At 52.8% G+C, this 21,307-nt stretch carries 20 protein-coding genes; 14 read left to right on the top strand and 6 right to left on the bottom strand.

What is annotated here, in order from left to right; translation table 11 throughout:
* Nucleotide 1 precedes the first annotated feature (1 nt).
* Genes CLV36_RS15500 through CLV36_RS15475 form a run of 6 tightly spaced genes read left to right on the top strand, consistent with a single transcriptional unit; the run spans nt 2 to nt 7,753 of the window.
* Nucleotides 2-1,246: an MFS transporter gene (locus tag CLV36_RS15500; RefSeq protein ID WP_022738316.1), complete on the top strand. Its 1,245-nt coding sequence runs from the start codon at nt 2-4 to the stop codon at nt 1,244-1,246.
* 29 nt (nt 1,247-1,275) lie between these two features.
* Nucleotides 1,276-3,063 (top strand): IucA/IucC family protein, encoded by a 1,788-nt coding sequence (locus tag CLV36_RS15495; protein ID WP_106343270.1) that lies wholly within the window; start codon nt 1,276-1,278, stop codon nt 3,061-3,063.
* Nucleotides 3,060-4,898, top strand: coding sequence for an IucA/IucC family protein (locus CLV36_RS15490; protein ID WP_106343269.1), 1,839 nt, complete (start codon nt 3,060-3,062; stop codon nt 4,896-4,898). Before CLV36_RS15495 ends, CLV36_RS15490 begins: the two co-directional genes overlap by 4 nt.
* Nucleotides 4,885-5,670, top strand: coding sequence for an HpcH/HpaI aldolase family protein (locus tag CLV36_RS15485; RefSeq protein WP_022738320.1), 786 nt, complete (start codon nt 4,885-4,887; stop codon nt 5,668-5,670). Before CLV36_RS15490 ends, CLV36_RS15485 begins: the two co-directional genes overlap by 14 nt.
* Before the next feature lie 8 nt (nt 5,671-5,678).
* The gene (locus tag CLV36_RS15480) at nt 5,679-6,914 is read left to right on the top strand and encodes a type III PLP-dependent enzyme (RefSeq protein ID WP_106343285.1); all 1,236 of its coding nucleotides are present in this window, start codon (nt 5,679-5,681) and stop codon (nt 6,912-6,914) included.
* Nucleotides 6,902-7,753 carry a ParB N-terminal domain-containing protein gene (locus CLV36_RS15475; protein ID WP_106343268.1) on the top strand — a complete coding sequence of 284 codons (852 nt, stop codon included), beginning with the start codon at nt 6,902-6,904 and terminating at the stop codon, nt 7,751-7,753. Before CLV36_RS15480 ends, CLV36_RS15475 begins: the two co-directional genes overlap by 13 nt.
* An 89-nt stretch (nt 7,754-7,842) precedes the next feature.
* Here the strand turns inward: CLV36_RS15475 and CLV36_RS15470 are convergent, their stop codons facing one another.
* The 3 genes from CLV36_RS15470 to CLV36_RS15460 form a co-directional block, all read right to left on the bottom strand.
* Nucleotides 7,843-8,439 (bottom strand): ATP-dependent Clp protease proteolytic subunit, encoded by a 597-nt coding sequence (locus CLV36_RS15470; RefSeq protein ID WP_181353104.1) that lies wholly within the window; start codon nt 8,437-8,439, stop codon nt 7,843-7,845.
* Between the two features lie 74 nt (nt 8,440-8,513).
* The gene (locus CLV36_RS15465; RefSeq protein WP_106343266.1) at nt 8,514-8,765 is read right to left on the bottom strand and encodes a hypothetical protein; all 252 of its coding nucleotides are present in this window, start codon (nt 8,763-8,765) and stop codon (nt 8,514-8,516) included.
* Entirely contained in the window at nt 8,758-9,360 is a 603-nt protein-coding gene (locus CLV36_RS15460) for an ArsR/SmtB family transcription factor (protein ID WP_106343265.1), read from the bottom strand. The genes CLV36_RS15465 and CLV36_RS15460 overlap by 8 nt, the downstream gene beginning before the upstream one ends.
* Before the next feature lie 159 nt (nt 9,361-9,519).
* On the opposite strand from CLV36_RS15460, the gene CLV36_RS15455 reads away from it, so the two are divergent.
* Both CLV36_RS15455 and CLV36_RS15450 read left to right on the top strand, forming a co-directional pair.
* Nucleotides 9,520-10,152 (top strand): TetR/AcrR family transcriptional regulator, encoded by a 633-nt coding sequence (locus tag CLV36_RS15455; protein WP_106343264.1) that lies wholly within the window; start codon nt 9,520-9,522, stop codon nt 10,150-10,152.
* 39 nt (nt 10,153-10,191) lie between these two features.
* A complete protein-coding gene (locus tag CLV36_RS15450; protein WP_181353103.1) occupies nt 10,192-11,811 on the top strand; it encodes an FAD-dependent monooxygenase in 1,620 nt (539 codons plus the stop codon).
* Between the two features lie 45 nt (nt 11,812-11,856).
* Here CLV36_RS15450 and CLV36_RS15445 read toward each other — a convergent pair whose 3' ends face one another.
* Nucleotides 11,857-12,384 (bottom strand): DUF420 domain-containing protein, encoded by a 528-nt coding sequence (locus CLV36_RS15445; RefSeq protein WP_022738331.1) that lies wholly within the window; start codon nt 12,382-12,384, stop codon nt 11,857-11,859.
* A 350-nt stretch (nt 12,385-12,734) separates the two neighbouring features.
* On the opposite strand from CLV36_RS15445, the gene CLV36_RS15440 reads away from it, so the two are divergent.
* The 5 genes from CLV36_RS15440 (at nt 12,735) to CLV36_RS15420 (ending at nt 17,658) form a co-directional block, all read left to right on the top strand.
* The gene (locus tag CLV36_RS15440; protein WP_022738333.1) at nt 12,735-14,228 is read left to right on the top strand and encodes a sensor histidine kinase; all 1,494 of its coding nucleotides are present in this window, start codon (nt 12,735-12,737) and stop codon (nt 14,226-14,228) included.
* Entirely contained in the window at nt 14,206-14,895 is a 690-nt protein-coding gene (locus CLV36_RS15435; protein WP_181353102.1) for a response regulator transcription factor, read from the top strand. Before CLV36_RS15440 ends, CLV36_RS15435 begins: the two co-directional genes overlap by 23 nt.
* A 225-nt stretch (nt 14,896-15,120) precedes the next feature.
* The gene (locus CLV36_RS15430; RefSeq protein WP_106343261.1) at nt 15,121-16,014 is read left to right on the top strand and encodes a dimethylarginine dimethylaminohydrolase family protein; all 894 of its coding nucleotides are present in this window, start codon (nt 15,121-15,123) and stop codon (nt 16,012-16,014) included.
* Nucleotides 16,015-16,107: 93 nt separating this feature from the next.
* Nucleotides 16,108-16,620 (top strand): mismatch-specific DNA-glycosylase, encoded by a 513-nt coding sequence (locus tag CLV36_RS15425; RefSeq protein WP_022738337.1) that lies wholly within the window; start codon nt 16,108-16,110, stop codon nt 16,618-16,620.
* A 267-nt stretch (nt 16,621-16,887) separates the two neighbouring features.
* Nucleotides 16,888-17,658, top strand: coding sequence for a DeoR/GlpR family DNA-binding transcription regulator (locus CLV36_RS15420; protein WP_022738338.1), 771 nt, complete (start codon nt 16,888-16,890; stop codon nt 17,656-17,658).
* Here CLV36_RS15420 and CLV36_RS15415 read toward each other — a convergent pair.
* Entirely contained in the window at nt 17,655-18,605 is a 951-nt protein-coding gene (locus tag CLV36_RS15415; protein WP_106343260.1) for a class I SAM-dependent methyltransferase, read from the bottom strand. The genes CLV36_RS15420 and CLV36_RS15415 overlap by 4 nt on opposite strands.
* A gap of 143 nt (nt 18,606-18,748) precedes the next feature.
* Nucleotides 18,749-20,113 carry a sigma-54 interaction domain-containing protein gene (locus CLV36_RS15410; protein WP_022738340.1) on the bottom strand — a complete coding sequence of 455 codons (1,365 nt, stop codon included), beginning with the start codon at nt 20,111-20,113 and terminating at the stop codon, nt 18,749-18,751.
* Between the two features lie 198 nt (nt 20,114-20,311).
* Between CLV36_RS15410 and CLV36_RS15405 the strand changes: the two genes are divergently transcribed.
* The gene (locus CLV36_RS15405; protein WP_102991771.1) at nt 20,312-21,232 is read left to right on the top strand and encodes a proline dehydrogenase family protein; all 921 of its coding nucleotides are present in this window, start codon (nt 20,312-20,314) and stop codon (nt 21,230-21,232) included.
* The last annotated feature ends 75 nt before the right edge of the window (nt 21,233-21,307 follow it).

Here is a 21,307-nt window from a genome sequence, read left to right as displayed (position 1 = left end):
AATGAACGGACTTGCCTGGAAGCGCAACTTTGTCACGTTGTGGACCGGACAGTTCGTCTCCACCGCCGGCTTGACGGTGATGGTGCCCCTGCTCCCCTTTTATCTGGGAGAACTGGGTGGACATACCGGCGCCCAGCATGGCTGGATGGGGCTATGCTTGGCGGCGCCGGCGCTAACCATGTTTATCTTTTCCCCGCTCTGGGGGCGGATCGGCGATCGGATCGGCCGTAAAATGATGGTGGTTCGGGCGTTGATGGGACTGGCTTTCAGTCTTCTGCTCATGGGGTTTGCGCAGACGCCTTTGCAACTCTTTTTATGTCGGCTGTTGCAAGGAGCGTTTGGCGGCGTGGTGGACGCTTCGGCGGCTTTTGCCAGTGCGGAGGCGCCGCAAGGAAAAAACGGGAAGACGCTGGGAAGCTTGCAGGGGGCGACCGCGGCCGGCTCTTTTCTGGGCCCGCTGTTGGGAGGGGTTCTGGCTGATACGTTCGGTTATCGGACCCTGTTTGTAGCGATGGCGGCTTTGACCGGTGTCAGCGCTCTGGTAGCGGCTTGGCTCTTGCGCGAGAGCAAGGGCGCGTCTACCGCCAATCAAGCAGAGCCTCGTCTCCCTCTCTTCGCCGCATTGCGATCGCTTGTGCAGAAGAAAGAAACGCGAGCCTTTATTGTGGCCGGGATTTGCGTGCAATCCGGCATCTATGGTTTGACGGTGATCTTTGCGCCTTATGTACAAAGCATGACCGATGGAGGGGAGCGCGCCGCGACATGGGTGGGCGTGTTGCAGGCGGTGATGTGGTTGGCGACGATGGTAGCCTCACCGTGGTGGGGGAAACAAAACGATCACAAACCGGTGCGGCTCAACTTCTTTGTCGCTGCGTTGGGTTGCGGGATCAGCATTTGGCTCCAGCTGCTACCCACTTCTGCGGCGTGGTTGATCCCACTCAGAATGGTGCAGGGGCTCTGCTTTGCGGCACTGCTTCCTTCCGTATATTTTCAAGTGAGCCGTTCATCCCGCCGCCAAGACCAAGGGATGAACATCGGGTTGACGAACAGCTGCTTGGTCGGAGGGCAAGTCATGGGCTCATTGGCCGGGGCCGGGCTAACCGGATTTCTATCTTTGCCGACGGTGCTTTTTTGTATGGGAAGCTTGTTTGTGTTGGGCGCGTGCGTGGTTGCAGGCGGCAGACCGACAAACTCGGACCGGACTTTCCATCTGCCCTTTGTATCGCGCAATGATCAGGTGAGCTGATCGCATCATCAATAGAAAGGTAGACGGAGATGGAACCAAATCTGTATCAGATTGCAGAACATCAAACAGTGGAACGCATTTTGAACGCCTTCATCCGGGAACGGGGCGATGCGTCCCTTTTCGCTGAGAGCGATGACGCACTTGTTCGTTGGATTGACGCACAGGAGCCGGGAGCGACGTGGCTGAGTTTGCCTCTGCCGAAACGGCGGGCGAAATTGTTGGGAATCGTTACATATTCATCGGTGTTTGGCCACCACCGGTATGGAAAGCAGTTTTGGATTGCGGACGCAGATCAGCGCGTGACTCCCGTACCATCCGCCACCCAATTAATCACTTGGTTGGTGGAGGAGCTGGCCGGAGAGGATGAGGCGGAGCCTGTTGCCGAACTGTTGGCCCAGATTCAAAACAGCATCGAAAAAACGGCTCTCTATCTTGAACACGCGTTGGCACATGGGGTGCGGGACGGATGGGATTTGCACCCGGAAGAAAGGCTGAAATGGATGGAACAGCGCCTGTTGAGCGGACATCCTTTTCACCCCACGCCCAAAAGCTCAGAAGGGTTCAGTACGGAAGATTTGCGGCGATTCGCCCCTGAATTGCAAGCGTCCTTTCCGTTGCACTTTTTCGCGCTCCACCCGGACTGGATCGATGAAGAGTGGACGGAGGGAACAGCTCCGGCCAAGGCGTCCATCTTGCCGCCGGATGTGGCTGAGCGCACCGCTCGTGCCATTCCGGAGGGCTACCGTCTGTTGCCGATGCATCCATGGCAGGCAGCATATGTGCGGCGGTTTTTAGCTTGGCGCACGGGACTGGAACAAGGTTTTATTATCGATTTAGGCCAGCTGGGACCGGAGGTGTATCCTACCTCGTCAGTGCGGACGGTGTGGAGCGCCCGCTATCCTTATTCGTTCAAATTGCCGCTTCATGTGCGTATCACCCATTTTGTGAGGGAAAACACGGCGGAACAAGTGAAGCGATCCCTTGATGCCAGTCGCGTGATGGCCGTGTTGCGCCAAGCGTGGCCACATGCGTCCATGTCCGTGTTGGCTGAGGCGGGTGCGATCCGGTTCAACCCTCCGGCAGACTTGGGAGGAGAGTATTCGCCAGCCAGCTTCAATGTGCTATTGCGGGAAAATCCTGATTTGGCCAAAGGGCGCACGCCGTTGGTGGTGGCTTCCCTGCTGGAATGTTGGCCCAACCAAAGTGAACCGCCGCTCTTGCAGGCGATTCGGCAGGCGGTTGGGGTGTCGGAAGGGCCGATCCCGTCGGAGCATCTGGCAACCTGGCTGAGAAAGTATGTGGAAGTGGTGTTCCTTCCGGCGCTAGATCTGTTTGCCAATGAAGGGGTTAGCCTGGAAGCCCACGTGCAGAATTCATTGCTTCATTTGGAACAGGGATGGCCCGATCATTTTTATGTGCGGGATATGGAAGGGATCAGCATCAACCGGGACTTGGCTGAGACCAAAGGGTATTACGATGGTGCGATTGCCCCAGACAGCCCCGTTCTCTACTCCGGAGAGCAGGCATGGGAGCGACTGCAATATTATTTGATCACCAATCACTTGGGCCATCTTTTGCATGTTATCGCGTACTATGGACGCTGGTGTGAACGAGAAGCGTGGGCGGTGGTGCGCGGTCGCCTGGAACGGGAGAAAGAGGTTGCTTCCCCGCTTATGCGCCAAGTGCTGGAGAGATTGTTGGGAGCGCCTGTCATTCGGGCCAAAGCGAATCTGCTCAGCCGGTTCCAAAACCGGTCCGACTCGGCCGTTTATCTGGATTTGATCAACCCCATGCACAGCGAGGTGAAGGCGAAATGAAAAATGTATCCTATGCCTGGTTGGACGAAGCGTTGCAATCGCCGCTAGCCACCGAGGTACGCCGCCGCATCTTCCGGCAGCTGGTGGAGTCGCTGGTCTATGAAAAGGTGATTCCCTGCCGTAGCGAACGGCTCCAAGGAGAAGAACGGTTATATGTGATTGAGACAAAGCAGGAAGACGGGCAAGAGGTGAGCTATCAGTTTCGGGGTATGCGGACAAAAACATTTGGGCGCATCCGCATGACCTCTGGCTCTGTGCGCCGCCGTCTAGGTGAAGAGGAAGGGGAAGCCGTTTCTTTGCGCCAGTTTTTACTTGATTTGCGCCCGATCTTGAAAGAAGTAGACGAAAGCAAACTGGTGCAATTCATCCGTGAGTTGGAACAGACGTGGCTAAAGGACAGTGTGGCCCAATTCGTCCGGCACCGGGATGGGCTGGTTTTGGCAGGATCGGATTACAATCGCTTGGAACACCGGATTATGGATGGCCACCCGTATCACCCGTCCTACAAGTCGCGTATCGGGTTTGACTTTGATGACAATATGCGGTACGGGCCGGAGTTTGCTGAAGGCATCCGACTGGTGTGGCTGGCCGTGAAGCGGGAGGAGGCGCTTCTGTCATTTGGAGAGGCTGATCCAGACCAATTTATGATGGAGCAGGTGGGAGAAGAGCGTTTTGCAGAGATGCAGGCGCAGATCCGGGCCAAAGGGCGGCGACCTGAGGAATACATCATGGTGCCAGTGCATCCGTGGCAATGGGAGAAGCACATCGTGCATCATCTTCAAGATTATCTTGCGGCCGGGTCTATTCTGTATTTGGGCGAATCGACGGAAGAATACGGGGCGCAACAGTCCATCCGCACCCTGGCCAACCGGACACATCCGGAGAAGCCATATGTCAAGTTGGCGCTCAGCATCGTAAACACCTCCACCGGGCGAATTTTGGCCCCACACACGGTGCAAAACGCTGCGCCGATCTCCTTGTGGCTGGAAGGGATTGTCAGCCGAGATCCATATTTGCGTGATGAACACCGCTTGATTTTGCTAAAGGAAGTGGCGGGGCTCTCTTATCATCCACCTGCGCCGGAATTGTTGCAGGCTGACACTTATGGTGTGATCGGTTGTATTTGGCGGGAGAGCTTGGAGTTCAAACTACTTCCGGGTGAACGAGCTATTCCGTTCAACGCGTTGACGGCGTTGGATGTGGATGGCAAACCGTTTATCGATATTTATATTCTGCAGTCTGGACTGGTAGCGTGGGTGAAAAAACTTCTCCACACCAGTGTGTTGCCGCTGGTTCATCTGTTGTATGCCCATGGAATTGCGATGGAATCCCACGCGCAAAACATTGTGCTGGTCTTAAAAGATGGTATGCCGGAGCGGTTGGCCTTAAAGGATTTCCATGACGGCCTTCGCTTTTCGCGCCAGCATTTGACCGAACCCGAGCGGTGTCCCGCATTGCAGGGAACCCCTGAATACCATGCTCGCGTCAACCGCAACTCTTTCATTGAAACCGATGATGTGTTGCAGGTACGAGATTTTATGCTGGATGCCTTTTTCTTCATTAACTTGGGTGAGCTGGCGCTGTTCCTGGACAAGCATTACGGGTTGGCGGAGGAGGCGTTCTGGGGCTTGGTTCACCAGACCATTCAAGCGTATATGCAGTCGTTTCCCGACCAAGCAGAGCGATACCGCTTGTTTGATCTTTACACAGAGACGATCGAAGTGGAGCAGTTAACCAAAAGACGGCTTTATCCTGACACAGAATTGCGTGTCCACGCTGTGCCCAATCCACTGGCGGACATTCGCCGACAGGAGGAAAACCATGCGATTCATTAACCGCACCAAACAGAAAATTGCTCGTGGCGAGCCCGTGTACGGTTTGTTTTGTTCCAACCCTTCGCCGCTGACTGTGGAGATGATCGCAGCGGCTGGATATGATTTTGTAATCATTGATATGGAGCATACCTTGACCAATCCGGAGACGATTCAACATATGATCCGCGCTGCGGAGGTGTTTGAGATTACGCCCTTGGTGCGCGTTCCTGAGCGTTCGCCGGGTGTCATCCTGCAAGTGCTTGACGCTGGCGCCCAAGGGGTGGTTGTTCCCCATGTCAGAAACCGGGCGGAACTGATGGAGGCCATGGAATCCTGTTACTACACGCCCAAAGGCAAGCGCAGTTTGAACGGAGGCAGAAATGCGCGCTTTGGCGCGGATGATCTGCGTGAGGTGATGGAGCGAGCCAACCGGGAAGTGATGTTTGTCCCAATGATTGAAGACAAGGAAGCTTTGGAACACTTGGATGAGATCTTATCAGTGGAAGGCATCGACTTCGTGCTGGAAGGGGCCGCTGATTTGTCGGGTTCTTTGGGAGTGCCGTGGCAAACCCAGCATCCAGAGGTGAAGGAAGCATTGCGGACATTGCATGAACGGGCCGTTCACCACGGGGTTCCGTATGGCGCCATACCAAGGAACAAGGCTGATCGGCAGGGATGGTGGGACAAAGGGGTTCGCGTGTTCGTAGTGGGCGACGACCGGGGGATCTTTTACCGGGCTTTGAAAGCGCAGCTCAGTGAATATGTTGATCAAGTGCAGGTGGAAAAGCAATGAATAAGCAGATGGAAGCGATTCTCACGCAGCTGAAAGAGACCAGCGGCCAACCGGTGTGCGCGTATTTGTATGACTTGGATCGTTTGCGGGCGCATGTGAGCGGGGTGGTGTCGCAACTCCCTGAACGATGTGAGATGTATTATGCGATGAAAGCCAATTCCGAACGCCCTATTTTGGAGGAGTTGGCGCCATTGGTACGGGGATTTGAAGTGGCATCGGCAGGTGAAGTGAAAAAGGCACGACAAGTGGATGGCCAGATTCCGATCATCTTCGGCGGGCCGGGCAAGACGGATGCAGAGTTGGTGGAGGCGATACAAGCTGGCGTGAAGCTGGTCCATGTGGAGAGCATGCATGAGCTGATGCGTTTGGAACATCTGGCGGGACAGATGATTGCGACGGTGTCCATCTTATTGCGCATCAACTTGGCGGGCCCGTTTCCAGATGCGGCCACATTGCATATGGCTGGCCGCCCTACCCAGTTTGGAATCAATGAGCGGGAAGTGCCGGAAGTCATGAAGCAGTTGGCCCGGTGCGAGCATGTGCGGCTGGAAGGGTTCCACTTCCACTCCATCTCCAATCACTTGCATGAATCGAATCATATCTCTCTGTTGCGTATCTATGTGCAAAAGGCCAAACAGTGGGCGGAAGATTACGGATTGGAGATCACGAGGCTAAATGTGGGTGGCGGCATCGGGGTCAACTACCAAGCGCTGGAAGAGCAATTCGATTGGTCTTTGTTCGTGTCGCTATTGGCAGAGTTCGTAGAGCGCGAAGTGCCGGAAAATTGGAAGTTGATGTTTGAGTGCGGGCGGTTTTTGACAGCTTCCTGTGGTTATTATGTAACTGAAGTGCTGGATTTGAAAGAAAACCATGGCGAACGTTACGCTGTCGTCCGCGGGGGGACGCATCACTTCCGTTTGCCTTCGTCCTGGCAGCATAACCATCCCTTTGAGATCGTGCCTGTGGAGCAGTGGGTATACCCATTTGCCAGAAAGGAGTGGGAAGCGGTGGATGTGACGGTGGTAGGCCAATTGTGTACGCCTAAAGATGTGATGGCCAGAAAAGTGCCAGTGAGCCGTATCCGGATTGGGGATTGGATCGCATTTCAATATACGGGTGCTTATAGTTGGTCGATTTCCCACCACGATTTCCTCAGCCATCCCCATCCCGCTCATGTCTGGGTTCGTCCGTCAGAGAACGAGTGGAGCGTGACGGGAAAGGTGGGGGAAGTATGGACATCATAGCCGCGTTAGAGCGCATTCCGATCCAAGATTTGCATCTTCATGAAGCACATGAACCGGGGCGATTGCAAAAGACATGCGACAGCATCCGCCAAGAAGGGATGCTGCGCCATCCTATTCTGGCCACTCCGATGGCCGGGGGATACCTGGTCTTGGACGGGGCACACCGCTTGGCTTCGTTGCGCCGTCTCGGTTGTGTTTATGCACCGGTGCAAATCATCGAGCGGGAACATCTTTCCCTTTCCGCATGGGATCATGTGGTACCTGACGGAGAGTGGCTTGATGACTGGATGAACGAGGCCAAGGTGCGATGCGTGCCGGAAATGGAAGCGGCCAACGAGGAAGTGGTGGTCACGCTGATTCGCCAGCGCAAGCCTTATGCCCTGCTGTTGCCTGCGGGTGAGAATGCGGCGGGGAAGCGTTTGTCCCTGTGGCGGAGCTTGGTGGAAAACTACAGCCGCCGGTTTAAAGTGATCCGTTTGCCTTACGGGACAGGGGTGTATCCAGATGAAAAGATGGTTTGCATACGGCATGCCGTCTGTGATCTGGAAGACGTGATGAAAACGGTGATGCGTAAAGAAGTGTATCCGGCCGGGGTTACCCGCTTCTTGATCGAAGGGCGCCTGCTGAACTTATGTATTCCACTTGCGCTCATGGCCGATGATCCATTTGCGAAGCGCGCTTGGGAGCATGCTTTGGCTCATTGGCGTTCGCATTTGCGCTGTTACACGGAGAAAGTGTATCTCTGTGAGGCTTCTGCCAGTGCATTGCTGATGGGAGAGAAAGCTGGGCAGGCGCCAAATGTGGTTGGTGACGTCGCTCCCATCCTATCCGCAAATTGAGGACGGGACGAGACGATGTGGCTTTTGGGGGCAACGAAGAGAAAAACCCTGCGGCATAGGTGACCGTAGGGTTTTTTGGTTGCGCAGGATCAAGCCGACTTCATGCTCCCTGGTTGAATCACTTTGTCAATGATTCCATACTGCAAGGCTTCATCTGCGGTCATGTAGTTGTCGCGATCGGTATCCCGTTCGATTTCTTCAAGTGTCTTGCCGCAACGCTCGGCATAAATTCCGTTGAGCACAGCCCGACTGTGCAAGATGTGTTTGGCCCGAATTTCAATGTCTGATGCTGGCCCTTGAATCTGTTGCACCCAAGGCTGGTGGATCATGATTTCGGTGTGGGGCAAAGCCATCCGTTTCCCCGGTGCCCCGCCGACCAAAATGGTTGTGCCCATCGAGGCGGCGAATCCGATGGCGATGGTGGATACATCCGGTTTGATGTATTGCATTGTGTCATAGATAGCGAGGCCGGCTGAGACGGAACCGCCGGGGGAGTTGATATACATATGGATGTCTTTGTCGGGGTCTTCGGCGGCTAGAAACAGCAACTGGGCAATGACGGCATTGGCCAATGCATCATCAATGACTGAACCGATGAATACAATCCGGTCTTTTAACATCCGTGAATAAATGTCATAAGACCGCTCTCCCACTTTCGTCTGTTCAACCACATATGGAATGTGCATGATTTTTCCGCCTTTCTAAGCATGGGGATGGCATGGAATGATATCCATGCGGAGTTTGTCGGTACAGGGGCGCTTTAAGCTGCGGATAGCATCGCGCGGGGGGAGGCGGAAGCGCGCACGCCCCCAAACCCAGAAGAGACGATGCGGATGGTAGCGACTGCATCTGCTTGCCGAATGGTCCGCTCTTCATGGAGCGCTTCTCTTTGGATGGGAAAGGGGACAACTTGTTGCCCGTTGGTGCCGGTTGCGCGATGTTCCCAAACGATGGTTGCGTCGCGCTTTTCTTCCGCTTGGTGCGGAGATGTTTGCTCCTGTGCTTTATTCACTTTTATCACTCCCGGGGTCAAGGTCGGGGTACACCGCCAGCAACACTTGGTAAGGGTGAGAACCCGACGCTTTGGTCTGGTATTTGCTGATCAATTGCTTGACCAGCTCCACATAATCTTGCACAAACTGTTGACGCTCCGCTTCGTCTTGCAAATAGACTTGCATGTGCATGGAGGCGCTGGGGACGGTTTCATCTTGGTCAACTTGCTCCATCAAGGCCAAAGCATCTTTTTTGATCCGTTCCGAAGTGTGGATCAAATGAAGCAGGGAACCTTGATCTTTCATTTTTTTTAGGGTGTTTTTTCCATAGGACAATGCTTCGGACAATATAAAAGTGCGGGCCACGCTTTGATAAAGCACTTCCACCAAATTGCGCACCTGCCGGGTGCCCATGCGTTGAACCAAACCGACTTTTTCCAATGCTTTCAAGTGGTAGTTGATGCGTTGTGGGGTTTCGCGGAGAAGCTTTGCCACCTCTGTCGCAGATGCAGGTTCCTTCAGATGAGACAGGATTTCGGCTCGTAGCGGGTTCATCAGCGCAGAGGCTTGCTCAGGAGATTCAACTACATAGGTTTCGCGAATTGGTTGTTTCAAAGGATCACCATCTCAAAACAATTGTATTACGTAAAAATATTTTATTACGTAAATCGATCGTTGTCAATGCTACGGTTGCGGATGTTGTAATAGAGGTGCGTAATGTTGAGAATTATCGTATAATAAAACTGTACAGTCTAGTTTGATTGGAGGTGCCTCATGGAACGTCCACTCAGTCCGCGCGCCCAAGCAAAGAAAAATCAGATTTGTGAAGCGGCCAAAAAGCTGTTTTTGGAGTTGGGCTTTGCCGCTACAAGCATGGATGCCGTCAGCAGAGAAGCGGGTGTCTCTAAGCAGACGCTATACGGTTATTATGACGGCAAAGAGGCATTGCTCGTCGATGTGTTAGAGCAACTTATTCAAAATCTGGGGCAGGAGCGATTCTTTGCGCTGCCAGAGCCATTGGCGGATCGTACGCAACTTCGGGAAGCATTGAAACAGATCGCCGAAGCAGTGGTGACCAGTCTGATGCAGGTTGAGTATTTGGCGCTGGTGCGGGTCATCATTTCCGAATCTCCAAGGTTTCCACGTTTGGGCCAATTGTTTCGAACCACGGTACCTGAGCAGATGTTGAAACGGGTTTCCAGCTTGATGCGGCAAGCGAAGGAGCGGGGCTTGGCCCAATTTCCTGATGCAGAGAGTGCGGCGCGGATGTTCGTCGGTCCCTTACTTACGTATGTGTTGCTTGATGGGCTGTTTGCGCCTGCTACTCAGCCACAGGCCCCATCATCGCAACAGATCGAAGCGGTTGTCGATTTGGCGATGAAAGCGATGGCGGTGGAATGTGTCTGAAGGGAAAAAGCATTTTCACCCAAAGAGAGGATGAGGGGAATGGCAGAAGCGGTATCCGCACATGTCACTGAGGTACTGGTTGTCGGTGCTGGCCCTACTGGTTTGACGTTAGCCAATGAACTGGCTCGGCAAGGGGTGCATTGCCGGATCATTGATCGCGCCCTGGCGCCTTCCATTCATTCCAAAGCGCTGGGTGTGGTGCCCAGGACGTTGGAGCTACTCGAGAAGTTTGGAATAAGCCAATCGCTTGTAGACCAAGGGAACAAAGTAAGAGGGGTAAATGTATTTAGTCGGGAAAAACGCCTTGTTCATCTAGAGCTGGCGCCGCTTTTTCACAGTGAATACCCGTTTCTGTTGATTGTGCCGCAGTCGGTGACAGAAATCGCACTGTTGGAGCGATTGGTTCGGTGGGGAATCAGGGTGGAGCGCGGAGTCGAGCTGGTGGCGTTATCTACAGATGAGGAGCATGTGGAGGCCACGTTGCGGTCGGGAAACGGTAAGGAGGAGCGAGTGATCGCCAATTGGGTGATCGGTTGTGATGGTGCGCATAGTACGGTGCGCCACCAGTTAGGTATGTCGTTTGATGGGAGTGCTTTTGCACGGCGGTTCGCCTTGGCCGATGTCGGTCTGGATGTTGATCTGCCCCGGGATGAATTACATGCCTTTTGGGTGCAAGGGGGATTTGTCGGCATTTTCCCGATGCGAGAGGAGAGTCGGTACCGCTTGGTGTTCGACCTGCCATCAGCGGAGGAAGAGGTGACCTTATCGGAAGTGGAACATGCTTTAGCGCGATGTGGCCTCGGGCGGGCGCGGGTGTTTGAACCCACATGGCTGTCGCGGTTTAGTATCAATCAACGGAAAACGAAACATTATCGCCAAGGACGGGTGTTTTTGGCCGGGGATGCGGCCCACATCCACTCGCCCATCGGTGGGCAAGGAATGAATACGGGCATCCAAGACGCCTTTAATTTGGCTTGGAAACTGGCGATGGTGGTGAAGAAAGAGGCACCAGTGTCATTATTGGACAGTTATGAGGCGGAGCGGGAGCCGATCGGCAAACGGATTGTGCAGTTGACGGCGCTAGCGACGCGGGCGATGCTTGTTCAAAACCCCGTGGCCAGGGGGATACGCGACTGGTTGGTACCGCTTGCAGCTGCCAGTCGAAAGCGGCAAGAGAAGATGGCTAACGGGCTGGCGCAACTTTCCCACTCTTACCGAAACAGCCCGATCGTGCGCGACCGACGGCCAGACCGAAGCGATGGCAGCCTGAGAGCCGGAGATCGCTTGCCTGCCGGGTGGCTGAATGTGAATGGCGTGCAGGTGCGCCTCTGGGATCTCTTGCATGATACCGGTTACACCCTTCTCTTGTTTGCGGGGAATCAATCGGGGGACGTGCTGGAGAAGCAGTGGGTGGAATTGGAGAGAAACATAGTGGACTGCTATGGGGACAAGGTTCGTGTGCAGGTGATTGGCTGGGATGGCTCAAGCTCATGCACCGTACATGATGGCGGAGGCGTGATCCACGCCATGGCTGGTCTGGAGCAAGGGGGTGCACTGTTGATCCGCCCCGATGGGCACATCGCTTTGGCTGTGGGGCCGTCGCCGGAGCGCGTTTGGGATGACGTGGCACAGTGGATTGTACCGACAGGGATGGAATAAGGAAAGCCCGCCTTCTGACGAGATGGGAAGGCGGGTTTAATTGCATCAATAATATGGAGAGATCATCAGATAGACGAGCACGCCGGTGATGCTCACATATAACCAAATCGGCATGGTGTAGCGGGCGATTTTGCGGTGTTTTTCTACATCCATCTTATAACCGAACACCGCCGTGTACAGCGCCAAGAACACGGTTGGCGCGGCCAGCACGATATGGCTGATCAGCACGATGTAGTAGATCACCTTGATTACGCCTTCGCCGCCAAAGGGGGTCGATTCGGCATTGAGATGATAGAACACATAAGTGATCAAAAACAAAAAGGTGCTGGTGAACGCCGCGAAGATGAAGCGACGATGCATGGTGATGTTTTTCCGCTTGATGAAGATCAGCGCCCCCAACAGAAACAACGTGGTGAAGCTGTTGAAGACGGCGTTAAGCGCGGGTAAAAACGTCAAATCCAAATGGGAGAGCCCATCATACTTAGGCATAAAAAAAAGCAGGGCAATGACGGAATTGAGCAGGATGGTAATGCCGACAATCCAGGGGGTGTAATTGTCTGTTTTCACTTTCATTTCACTTCCCACCAATCTGTGCGTGCGATATAATGATGAATTTGTAGACGAAAGCGACTCCCTGGCAGCTTGGCTGTGGTAGGGGTTCGCTTGGTCATGCGTCATTCCGACTGACACGAATACTCTCACTGGCTATTTTAGAGATTCGCTTTGGGATAGTCAATGAAGCCGATGGTTACGTGATCGAGCCGCACCATCTGGCAACCTCATTTGTTCATCTTTTCGACACAATGATATGGGCATTTGTACAATGTTTTCTGTTGTTTTTTATCCATGCGCGGGTATGATGGCAGGGAAATAACCAAGTCGCGGATAAAGACCTTGTCCGTCGCAAAAGGGGGAAGGGGAAGTTGAAGAACACCTCACTGCGCCTCCGGTTTTTGCTCACTTTCACATCCATATTCATCCTTTCCTTGGTGCTGCTCGTGTCCGGCGTCTTGGTGAGCATGGTGGCGTTGGCCGGGGACATCACCGGTGTGAGCCATTTTTACACCCACTACATCGCGCAAAAACCGCTCAGCGCTCAAGAGGAAAATCTGTATCTCGACTTAAAATACATGGCCAAGAAACAGCCAGATCTGCTCGAAAAAAAGCAGGTATGGCACAATTTGGAGAAAAAACGGCTGGCTTCGGTGAAGATGGCTTTGGTTGTACGCAAAGGGCAAACCGTTTTGTACCAGTCGCCCACATTGAAAGACAAACAGGTCGCCCAGGTCTTGCCACCATACGAACCGGCCAATCTCAAGGTGCGCGATACCTTGGAAGTGAACGGGCAATATTATTCATTTGTCAAATTTGATTATGATTGTCCCGATCAAGGAGACGGCAGTTTGTATCTGCTGAAGAAAGTCAATCCTTTCACCGAGTTGGTTCGCAAATGTCTGCCATTCTTTTTGGTGATATTGCTGATTTTGTTTGTCGGTAGCAATGGGTATGTGTATTACCTGGTTTCTCGCAGTGTCATCCGTCCGCTCAATCATTTGGAGCAGGCTGCCAACCGGATCAAGGAAGGGGAATTGGACTTTCGCATCGCGCCCATGGCCCGGGACGAGATTGGCAGGGTGGCCAGCGCTTTTGAAGAGATGAGATCGAAACTCAAAGATTCAGTCGAACAACAAGTGCAGACTGAACAAAGCCGTAAGGAAATGGTTTCGTCCATTTCTCACGATTTGAAAACCCCCATCACCTCCATCATCGGCTATGTGGAAGGTATTCGAGACGGAGTGGCCAATTCGCCTGACAAAGTGGAACAATATTTGGCGACGATCGCCTCCAAAGCACGCTACATGGATCGCATGATTGATGAATTGGCGTTATTTTCCAAATTGGATTTAAAGCAAACCCCGTTTTCATTTCAATCGATTCATCTGCAAGCTTATTTGCGGGATGTGCTGGAAGAACGGGCGGTTGATTTGGCCAAAGCGGGGTTTGTCGTGCGCCATGACTGGTCGTCGGAACCAATCTACGTGTGGGCCGATCCGGAAAAACTAGCCCGGGTGCTGGGCAATGTGCTGGACAACAGTGTGAAGTATGGGGACAAAGAAGAGAAGTGGTTGGCCATCAACGTCACTTGTGGAGACAGTAAGGCGACCATTGAAATGAAGGACAATGGCGCGGGCATCGAGCTGCCTAGTCTGTCTCGGGTGTTTGAACGCTTTTATCGTGCTGAGCCTTCCCGTAGCTCCCAGACCGGGGGGAGCGGATTGGGATTGGCGATCGCCAAACAGATCGTGGAGGGGCATGGCGGGCGGATTTGGGCTGTGAGTGAAAAATCCAAGGGAACAAGCATTTTCTTCACCCTACCGATGGCAGGTGAACATGGTGAAACGAGTGTTAATCATTGAAGATGACACCAGCATTGCGCAATTTCAAAAAGATTATTTAGAGGTGAACGGCTTTCAGGTGGAGGTGGAGCATTCGGGGCACAAGGGGTTGCAGGCCGCACTGGGCGCCGATTATGACTTGATTGTGCTGGATCTGATGTTGCCCAACATCGACGGGTTCGAAGTGTGCCGTCGGATTCGGGCGGAAAAAGACGTTTGCATCTTGTTGGTGACCGCTCGCAATGAGGATATCGACAAGATTAAAGGCTTTAGCCTCGGTGCCGACGATTATATTACTAAGCCGTTTAGCCCCGGTGAGTTCGTCGCCAGGGTGAAAGCGCATCTGGCGCGTTATGAACGCCTTTTGGCCAAACGGGAAGAACAGCAGCAGGAAATTCACCTGCGCGATGTGGTCATCAACCAATCGTCACACCGCGTTTATGTCAGGGGGCGGGAAGTGTTTCTGACGAGCAAAGAATTTGAGCTGTTGTGCTTCTTTGCCAACCATCCCAACCAGGTGTTTAGCAAAGAGAATTTGTTCGACCGGCTGTGGGGCGTGGATGCGACTGCTGATCTGTCCACCGTGACGGTGCACGTGCACCGATTGCGTGAAAAAATTGAAGCCAACCCTTCCCGCCCGCAGTTGATTGAAACCGTGTGGGGGGCCGGTTACCGTTTGAACGTCTGACCAACACAGCCCTTGCGTTTGGTATCGATACCGGCGCAAGGGCTGTTTTGCGCAGGGGCACCACTCCTTGCCTATCACACGGGACAGGCTGTTTGAAAGGCAAATGAAGTGGGAACTGAACCTAGTACAGAGGTTCAGCCGATGCGGTTGTGCGTCTGTTAAGCGAGCGGCCGGTGGGATGGATGGTTGGCTGTTCAAAGAAGCGGAAAGGAGTGAACACCGCCGATGGCGACCACAAAAAGCAGACAACGTGAGGGTGATTTTATCGAGCGGTCTGTATATTGTGAAAGCGAGTATGACCGATTGCAGGAGGTGCTGATGTGTCCGCCTGCTTATATGTCCATTAAAGAAGTGATCAATCATACGCAACAACATTATTTCCGGGAAAACATTGATGTGGCGCGGGCAACCAAGCAATTTAACGAATTTATTGAATTTTTGGTTAATATGTCCATCCGGGTGGAGTTGTTGTCGCCTGTACCCACCCTTCCTGAACAAGTGTTTACTCGGGATATCGGCGTGGTGATTGGGAATCGCCTTATTTTGTCAAGGATGGAGCAATCCATTCGGCGGGGGGAGGAGAAAGCGTTAGAAGCTTGGCTTCGCAAACAGGTCATCCCATTTACCAAAGTACAGAGTGGAAGCTTGGAAGGGGGAGACATTATGATAGACGGCCACCAGATCTGGGTTGGCGTTGGCAATCGCACGTCCCCCGAGGTGGTGGACGAGTTGCAGGCATGGTTTCCCCACCACCAGGTTTCGGCTATTGCCGTGCGACCACGGTATCTGCATTTGGACTGCATTTTGAATGTGGTTGCGCCAGGGGTGGCATTGGTGTATGTGGATGCCTTTGATATCGAGTCCTTGGCAACGTTGCGCCGGTTTTATCGATTGATCGAGGTGACTGAAGAAGAGCAGTTTCGGCTGGCGACCAATGTGCTGTCGCTAGGTGAGGGACGTATCATCAGCTTGCCGCAAAACAGACGTGTCAATGAAGAGTTGGGGAAAGCGGGGTTGGAAGTGTATGAAATCGACATCACGGAAATTACGAAATCGGGTGGTTCGTTTCGGTGTATCACCTTTCCATTGCGCCGCGGCGGGGTTTTTGTCGGTGACTGACGGTTGTGCCATAATATGAGTGCGCGCGGGAGCCAGTTCGCTAAAAACAGCTGAGCCAAGCGCGAAGAAACACGCTAACGGAGGTGAGCGGGATTGCCAACCGCTATTCCTGACCACTTGGCTCCCGATTTGGATATTTTGTTCGTCGGGTTCAACCCCAGTCTTAAATCGGGGGAAACCGGGCATCATTATGCGAATCCGCACAACCGATTTTGGAAAATCTTGCACTTGTCGGGATTAACCCCGCGGTTGTACCGTGCGGAAGAAGACAGGGAGTTGTTAAAGCTGGGTTATGGCTTTACCAACATCGTTGAGCGTCCGACCCAGCGTGCGGACCAGATTACGAAAGAGGAATACCGCGTCGGGCGACTTCGGCTGATGCAGAAGATTGCGGACTGGCGCCCTCGAGTGGTCTGCTTCGTGGGCAAAGGCGTGTACCTCCAATATAGCGGCAAGAAAAGCGCCGCATGGGGATTGCAGGAATCATCCGTCATTCCAGGGGTGCAGGAGTTTGTGGCCCCTTCTTCCAGCGGGTTGGTCCGCATGAAGTTGGATGAGATCGTGGCCATTTATGCTGAATTGGCGCGGTTGATCAAGACTCAATAAAAAATCCGCTGAACGCGCAATAAGTCAGGCGCCACAGCAGATGACATAGGGATGAACGGCGGCGATATCACGCCTCCCGCATGCTGGAGTAACGCTATCGCCCCGTTCATCAATTTCCGTCTCTCTCTTTGTACCACTATACCCCGAGCGAAAGCGGTCAAGCAAAACGCTTTATAAGTAATTGTAAGTGAAATTATAATATATTTGACCATATAACTTAAATATGCTTATATTTACGTAAGAATACTGATCGAGCGGGAGGATTTCATGTACCAAGAAGAAAGATTGGTCGCCATCATGCGGTATCTCAAAGAACATCAGCGTATGAGTGTGCAGGAGATTTGTGAACGGTTTGGTGTTTCACGCGATACGGCCCGCCGCGATTTGGTGAAATTAAGCGAACAAAACGCCATCATCCGGACACGGGGTGGAGCGGTATTACCCGTGGTGCAAAAGGAGATCGAAAGCTACAAGGAACGGCTCGATTTGAAGAGTGAAGTAAAGAGTCGGATCGGGGCGGAGGCGGCCCGCCACATCAAAGATGGGGATGTGGTGCTGATGGATACCTCCACCACCGTTCAACACGCCGCTCAAGCGTTGCAGGCGGAAGAGGTGACCGTGGTGACCAATTCCATTGACATCGCCGATATTCTATCGACGAAAGAGCGAGTGACCGTTCATTTGCTCGGGGGCGTGTTCCATGCGCACAGCCGCTATTTGTACGGGGTGGGCACGGTAAAAAAGTTGCAGGAATACCATGTTAACAAGTGTTTTATGGGAGGGGGCGGAGTGGCCGAGGACGGCATTTATTTTCCGAGTGAAGATGATGGGCAAGTGGTGCGGCAAATGATTGCTCAGTCAGAACAAGTGATTGTGTTGGTGGATCGCACCAAGTTTAACAAAAAACTATTTTTCAAAGTGTGCCCGTTGGAACAAATCGATGTCCTGATTGCCGACGATGTGCCCGAGGAGTGGCAGGAGAGATTGGCGCAGGCGGAGGTGGAAGTGATAAGGGTGATGCCGGGTGCGAGGAGCTAAGAGAAATAGGTGCGGAAAAAACGGATCTGCGGCTCTGCTTCCCGTTGCTTCACTTGTACCAAGGCAGCGCGGTAAAACGGGTAACCCGCCAGATGAGGGCCTTCGGGGTTTAGATATCTCCGCCGGTAGGTGACGGCATTGACATCCTCTACCAAAACCAATCCGCGTGCCTCCAGATAAGCAGGCAACTGTTCGGGAAGCATCCCAAATGTCCACGGTTCTCCGATACGTTCCAACAACCGGTGGATGCGCCGTGTTTTTTTGTCTGCTGCCAACTGCTTGATGGCGTGTTGGTGCACATAGGTGAACAGCAGAAAACTGCCGGGCGCGGTGGTGCCGATAAAGCGCAGAGTGCTGTCAACCGCTTGTTCAGTCAGGTATTGGGTCACGCCTTCCCAGATAAAAAAAGCGGGTTGGGACGGATCAAAGCCGGCGGCGCTCAAGGTTCGTTCCAATTGCTGCACATTGAGGTCGGTTTCGACAAACGTCACGCTTGTGGGCAATTGGCCGAGCAAGCCGGCCAGCTTTTTTCGCTTGGCGGAGAGCGTGTGCGGTTGATCCACTTCAAACACCCGCACGTTTCGCATGCGCGGGATGCGGTAAGCACGGCTATCGAAGCCAGATCCTAAGATCACCACTTGGTTTATGCCCTGTTCCAAGGCATGGGTCAGGTGATCATCGATCAAGCGGGTGCGAGCCACCCCTGAGGTTCGAGCACCGGGGCCAAAGCGATCCAGCAACATCGGCACAATTCTGCCAATGAAGGGTAGGCGGGCAAACTGGGTGGCCGCTTGCAAAGGGGTGCAAATAAACCGCACAGCAAAAGGGTCTTCAAACAGACGACGCTCTTTAGGGAAGCTTTTTTCCAATGCGCGGAACCAAGCGGCAAATTCAGCAGTCCAACTGGCCTGCCCTGACTGACGCCTTTCGTTGGTCGATCGGATCATGAAAGTGAACTCACCTCTAAGCACCGATATTTCTTTCTATATATTCGATATTTCTATGGATATGTCTCTTTCATTTTGACAAAAGGCAACCAGCCGTCCGGAATGAAGCGGGCGGCTGGTTTTTGTGCGGTGATGGACAAGCCTCATCGCAACCCGTACTTTTTCATTTTGTTGTAGAGCGTTCCCCGGGAAATGCCTAACAACTTGGCGGCAGCCGCTTTGTTTCCGTAAGTGGTGCGTAGTGCATTTTGTATCGCGTGATATTCGGAGGTTTCTTCCCCCATGCCGCTGGGGAGAGTAGGGGGGAGTGGTGCTTCAGCATGGAGACGGGGTACTTGCACGGCGGTTGGCAAATGCTCACGGCTGATCGGTCCATCTTCGGTCAGGATTACCAGCCGTTCGATGATGTTACGAAGCTCACGGATATTTCCGGGCCAATTGTAGTTCATTAAGGTAACCAGTACTTCCGGGCTGAATTCAGGATTGGGCTTGCCGTATTGCACAGCGATTTCTCTGGCGAACAATTGGATTAATTCGGGAATGTCCTCGATCCGATCGCGGAGGGGAGGCACTTCGATTGACACCACATTGAGGCGGTAGAAGAGATCTTCACGAAAAGCGCCCGCGTTGACGCGCTCTTCCAAATTCCGGTTGGTGGCGGCGATGATGCGGATGTCCACTTTGACGGGTTCGGTTCCTCCCACGCGGTAAAATTGTTTCTCTTGTAACACGCGCAACAATTTTACTTGCATGTCCAAGGGAAGTTCGCCGATCTCATCCAAAAACAGGGTTCCTTTATGTGCCAACTCCAGCTTGCCCGCTTTTCCTGTTCGATCCGCGCCTGTGAAGGCGCCCCCCTGGTAGCCGAACAGCTCGCTTTCAAATAGGGAAGCCGGGATCGCTCCGCAATTGATGGCGACAAAGGGGTGTTTGGCCCGTTGGCTACCATGATGAATGGCATGGGCGAACAACTCTTTGCCGACCCCCGATTCGCCGGTGATGAGCACGGTCGCGTCGGTTGGTGCGACGCGGCGAGCCACTTGCACCGCTTGCAAAATGGCCGGGCCGTTTCCTTTGATGCGGTGGAAAGGGTCCGGGGCAGAGGCCAGTTGGCTGATTTTTTCTTCCAGAGTGTGGAGCTGGGAAGTGGTGGAAAACAATTCATTCCCCAAGCGGACCAATTTGGTCACATCCTGTTCGCAAGAAATGGCTCCGATCATGGTGCCGTTTCGGAAAATAGGGGATGTGTTCACCAAGACGTACACGCCGGGGCGTGGTTCATGGTAGGCCTCCTGAATTGGTTGCCCTTCTTCCAACATGCGTGAAATCATGAGGGAATTCCAGCTGAAGTCCGATATGTTTTTGCCGACGATCTTTGCCGCGGGAATGTCATACAGCTGTTCTGCGGCTTTGTTCCAGTGAAGCACCGTCCCGTCTGTGTCGACAATGGTGATCGCTTCGCTGACCATGTCCAACAAGGTGTTTAAAATCGTTTCCGCGTGTAACAATGGCGTTTCCTCCTACCCAGTGCCGGGTTGATAATCATGAACAAAAGTGTAATCGATTAAACATAGATGTGCAAGTGATTGAACACCTTTGTGTACATTTAGTGAATAAATGGCCGCCAAATCCTGTGAAAATAAGTTGGTATGATTTTTGCTAGATTGTTTATTACTAAAACAGGAAAGGCACAAGGGGAGATTATGATGGAACAATTGATGCGGGATATGTTTTTATTCTTGTCAAAAAACAAAGTAGCCAATAAAGCGGCTAAAAAATGGGGGCTTCGGTTTGGGGCGAACCGATTCGTGGCCGGTGAAACCATCAAAGCGGCGATCTCCACAGTCAAAGAGCTGAATGAAAAAGGCATTGTTGCGACGTTGGACCATTTAGGCGAATTCGTATTTAGTGAAGAAGAAGCAATCGAATCGGCTGATTATTGCATCCGTACTTTGGAAGCGATTGCAGAAGCGGGTGTAAAGTCCAATCTGTCATTAAAAATGACGCAGTTGGGTTTGGACATTTCGAAAGAACTGTGCATGAAAAACATGCGCCGCATTCTTGATTGCGCCAAACGCCTCAACAACTTTGTGCGGATCGACATGGAAGATTACGAACACAATCAAATCACCATGGACATTTTTAGTGAGTTGCGGGAAGAATACGGTGAAACCGTGGGCTTGGTCGTGCAAGCATATTTGTACAAAGTAGAGCAGGACATCGATGAGTTGAACAAGTTTAAGCCAAACCTGCGCTTGGTGAAAGGTGCGTACAAAGAATCTCCAGAAGTGGCTTTCCCGGCCAAAGAAGATGTGGATCGCAATTTCATCAAGATCATCGAGAAACACCTTCTTTACGGGAATTACGCAGCTATCGCCACTCATGATGATAACGTGATTGAACACGTCAAAAAGTTTGTGAAAGAGCACAATATACCCTTCTCGCAGTTTGAATTCCAAATGCTGTATGGCATCCGGGTGCAAAGACAGCTGGAACTCGCTAAAGAAGGATACACGATGCGGGTGTATGTGCCTTATGGCAACGACTGGTACGGCTACTTCATGCGCCGCTTGGCCGAGCGTCCGGCCAATGTCGCGTTTGTGTTGAAATCGATGTTCAAAAAATAAGAATCCGTTTGTAACTGACCGGCTTTCGGACGTTTGTCTTGCGAGCCGGTTTTTTGATGGATAACCTCTCCGTGA

Origin of the sequence: Laceyella sediminis (assembly GCF_003003125.1) — a bacterium.
Lineage (GTDB): Bacteria > Bacillota > Bacilli > Thermoactinomycetales > Thermoactinomycetaceae > Laceyella > Laceyella tengchongensis.
This window is presented reverse-complemented; position numbering and strand designations above follow the sequence as displayed.

What these genes read in the sequence shown, in the direction of transcription:
- CLV36_RS15500 (WP_022738316.1), top strand. Translation starts at nt 2, where the DNA reads ATGAACGGACTTGCCTGGAAGCGCAACTTTGTCACGTTGTGGACCGGA.
- CLV36_RS15495 (WP_106343270.1), top strand. Translation starts at nt 1,276, where the DNA reads ATGGAACCAAATCTGTATCAGATTGCAGAACATCAAACAGTGGAACGC.
- CLV36_RS15490 (WP_106343269.1), top strand. Translation starts at nt 3,060, where the DNA reads ATGAAAAATGTATCCTATGCCTGGTTGGACGAAGCGTTGCAATCGCCG.
- CLV36_RS15485 (WP_022738320.1), top strand. Translation starts at nt 4,885, where the DNA reads ATGCGATTCATTAACCGCACCAAACAGAAAATTGCTCGTGGCGAGCCC.
- CLV36_RS15480 (WP_106343285.1), top strand. Translation starts at nt 5,679, where the DNA reads ATGGAAGCGATTCTCACGCAGCTGAAAGAGACCAGCGGCCAACCGGTG.
- CLV36_RS15475 (WP_106343268.1), top strand. Translation starts at nt 6,902, where the DNA reads ATGGACATCATAGCCGCGTTAGAGCGCATTCCGATCCAAGATTTGCAT.
- CLV36_RS15470 (WP_181353104.1), bottom strand. Translation starts at nt 8,439, where the DNA reads ATGCACATTCCATATGTGGTTGAACAGACGAAAGTGGGAGAGCGGTCT.
- CLV36_RS15455 (WP_106343264.1), top strand. Translation starts at nt 9,520, where the DNA reads ATGGAACGTCCACTCAGTCCGCGCGCCCAAGCAAAGAAAAATCAGATT.
- CLV36_RS15450 (WP_181353103.1), top strand. Translation starts at nt 10,192, where the DNA reads ATGGCAGAAGCGGTATCCGCACATGTCACTGAGGTACTGGTTGTCGGT.
- CLV36_RS15445 (WP_022738331.1), bottom strand. Translation starts at nt 12,384, where the DNA reads ATGAAAGTGAAAACAGACAATTACACCCCCTGGATTGTCGGCATTACC.
- CLV36_RS15430 (WP_106343261.1), top strand. Translation starts at nt 15,121, where the DNA reads ATGGCGACCACAAAAAGCAGACAACGTGAGGGTGATTTTATCGAGCGG.
- CLV36_RS15420 (WP_022738338.1), top strand. Translation starts at nt 16,888, where the DNA reads ATGTACCAAGAAGAAAGATTGGTCGCCATCATGCGGTATCTCAAAGAA.
- CLV36_RS15415 (WP_106343260.1), bottom strand. Translation starts at nt 18,605, where the DNA reads ATGATCCGATCGACCAACGAAAGGCGTCAGTCAGGGCAGGCCAGTTGG.
- CLV36_RS15405 (WP_102991771.1), top strand. Translation starts at nt 20,312, where the DNA reads ATGGAACAATTGATGCGGGATATGTTTTTATTCTTGTCAAAAAACAAA.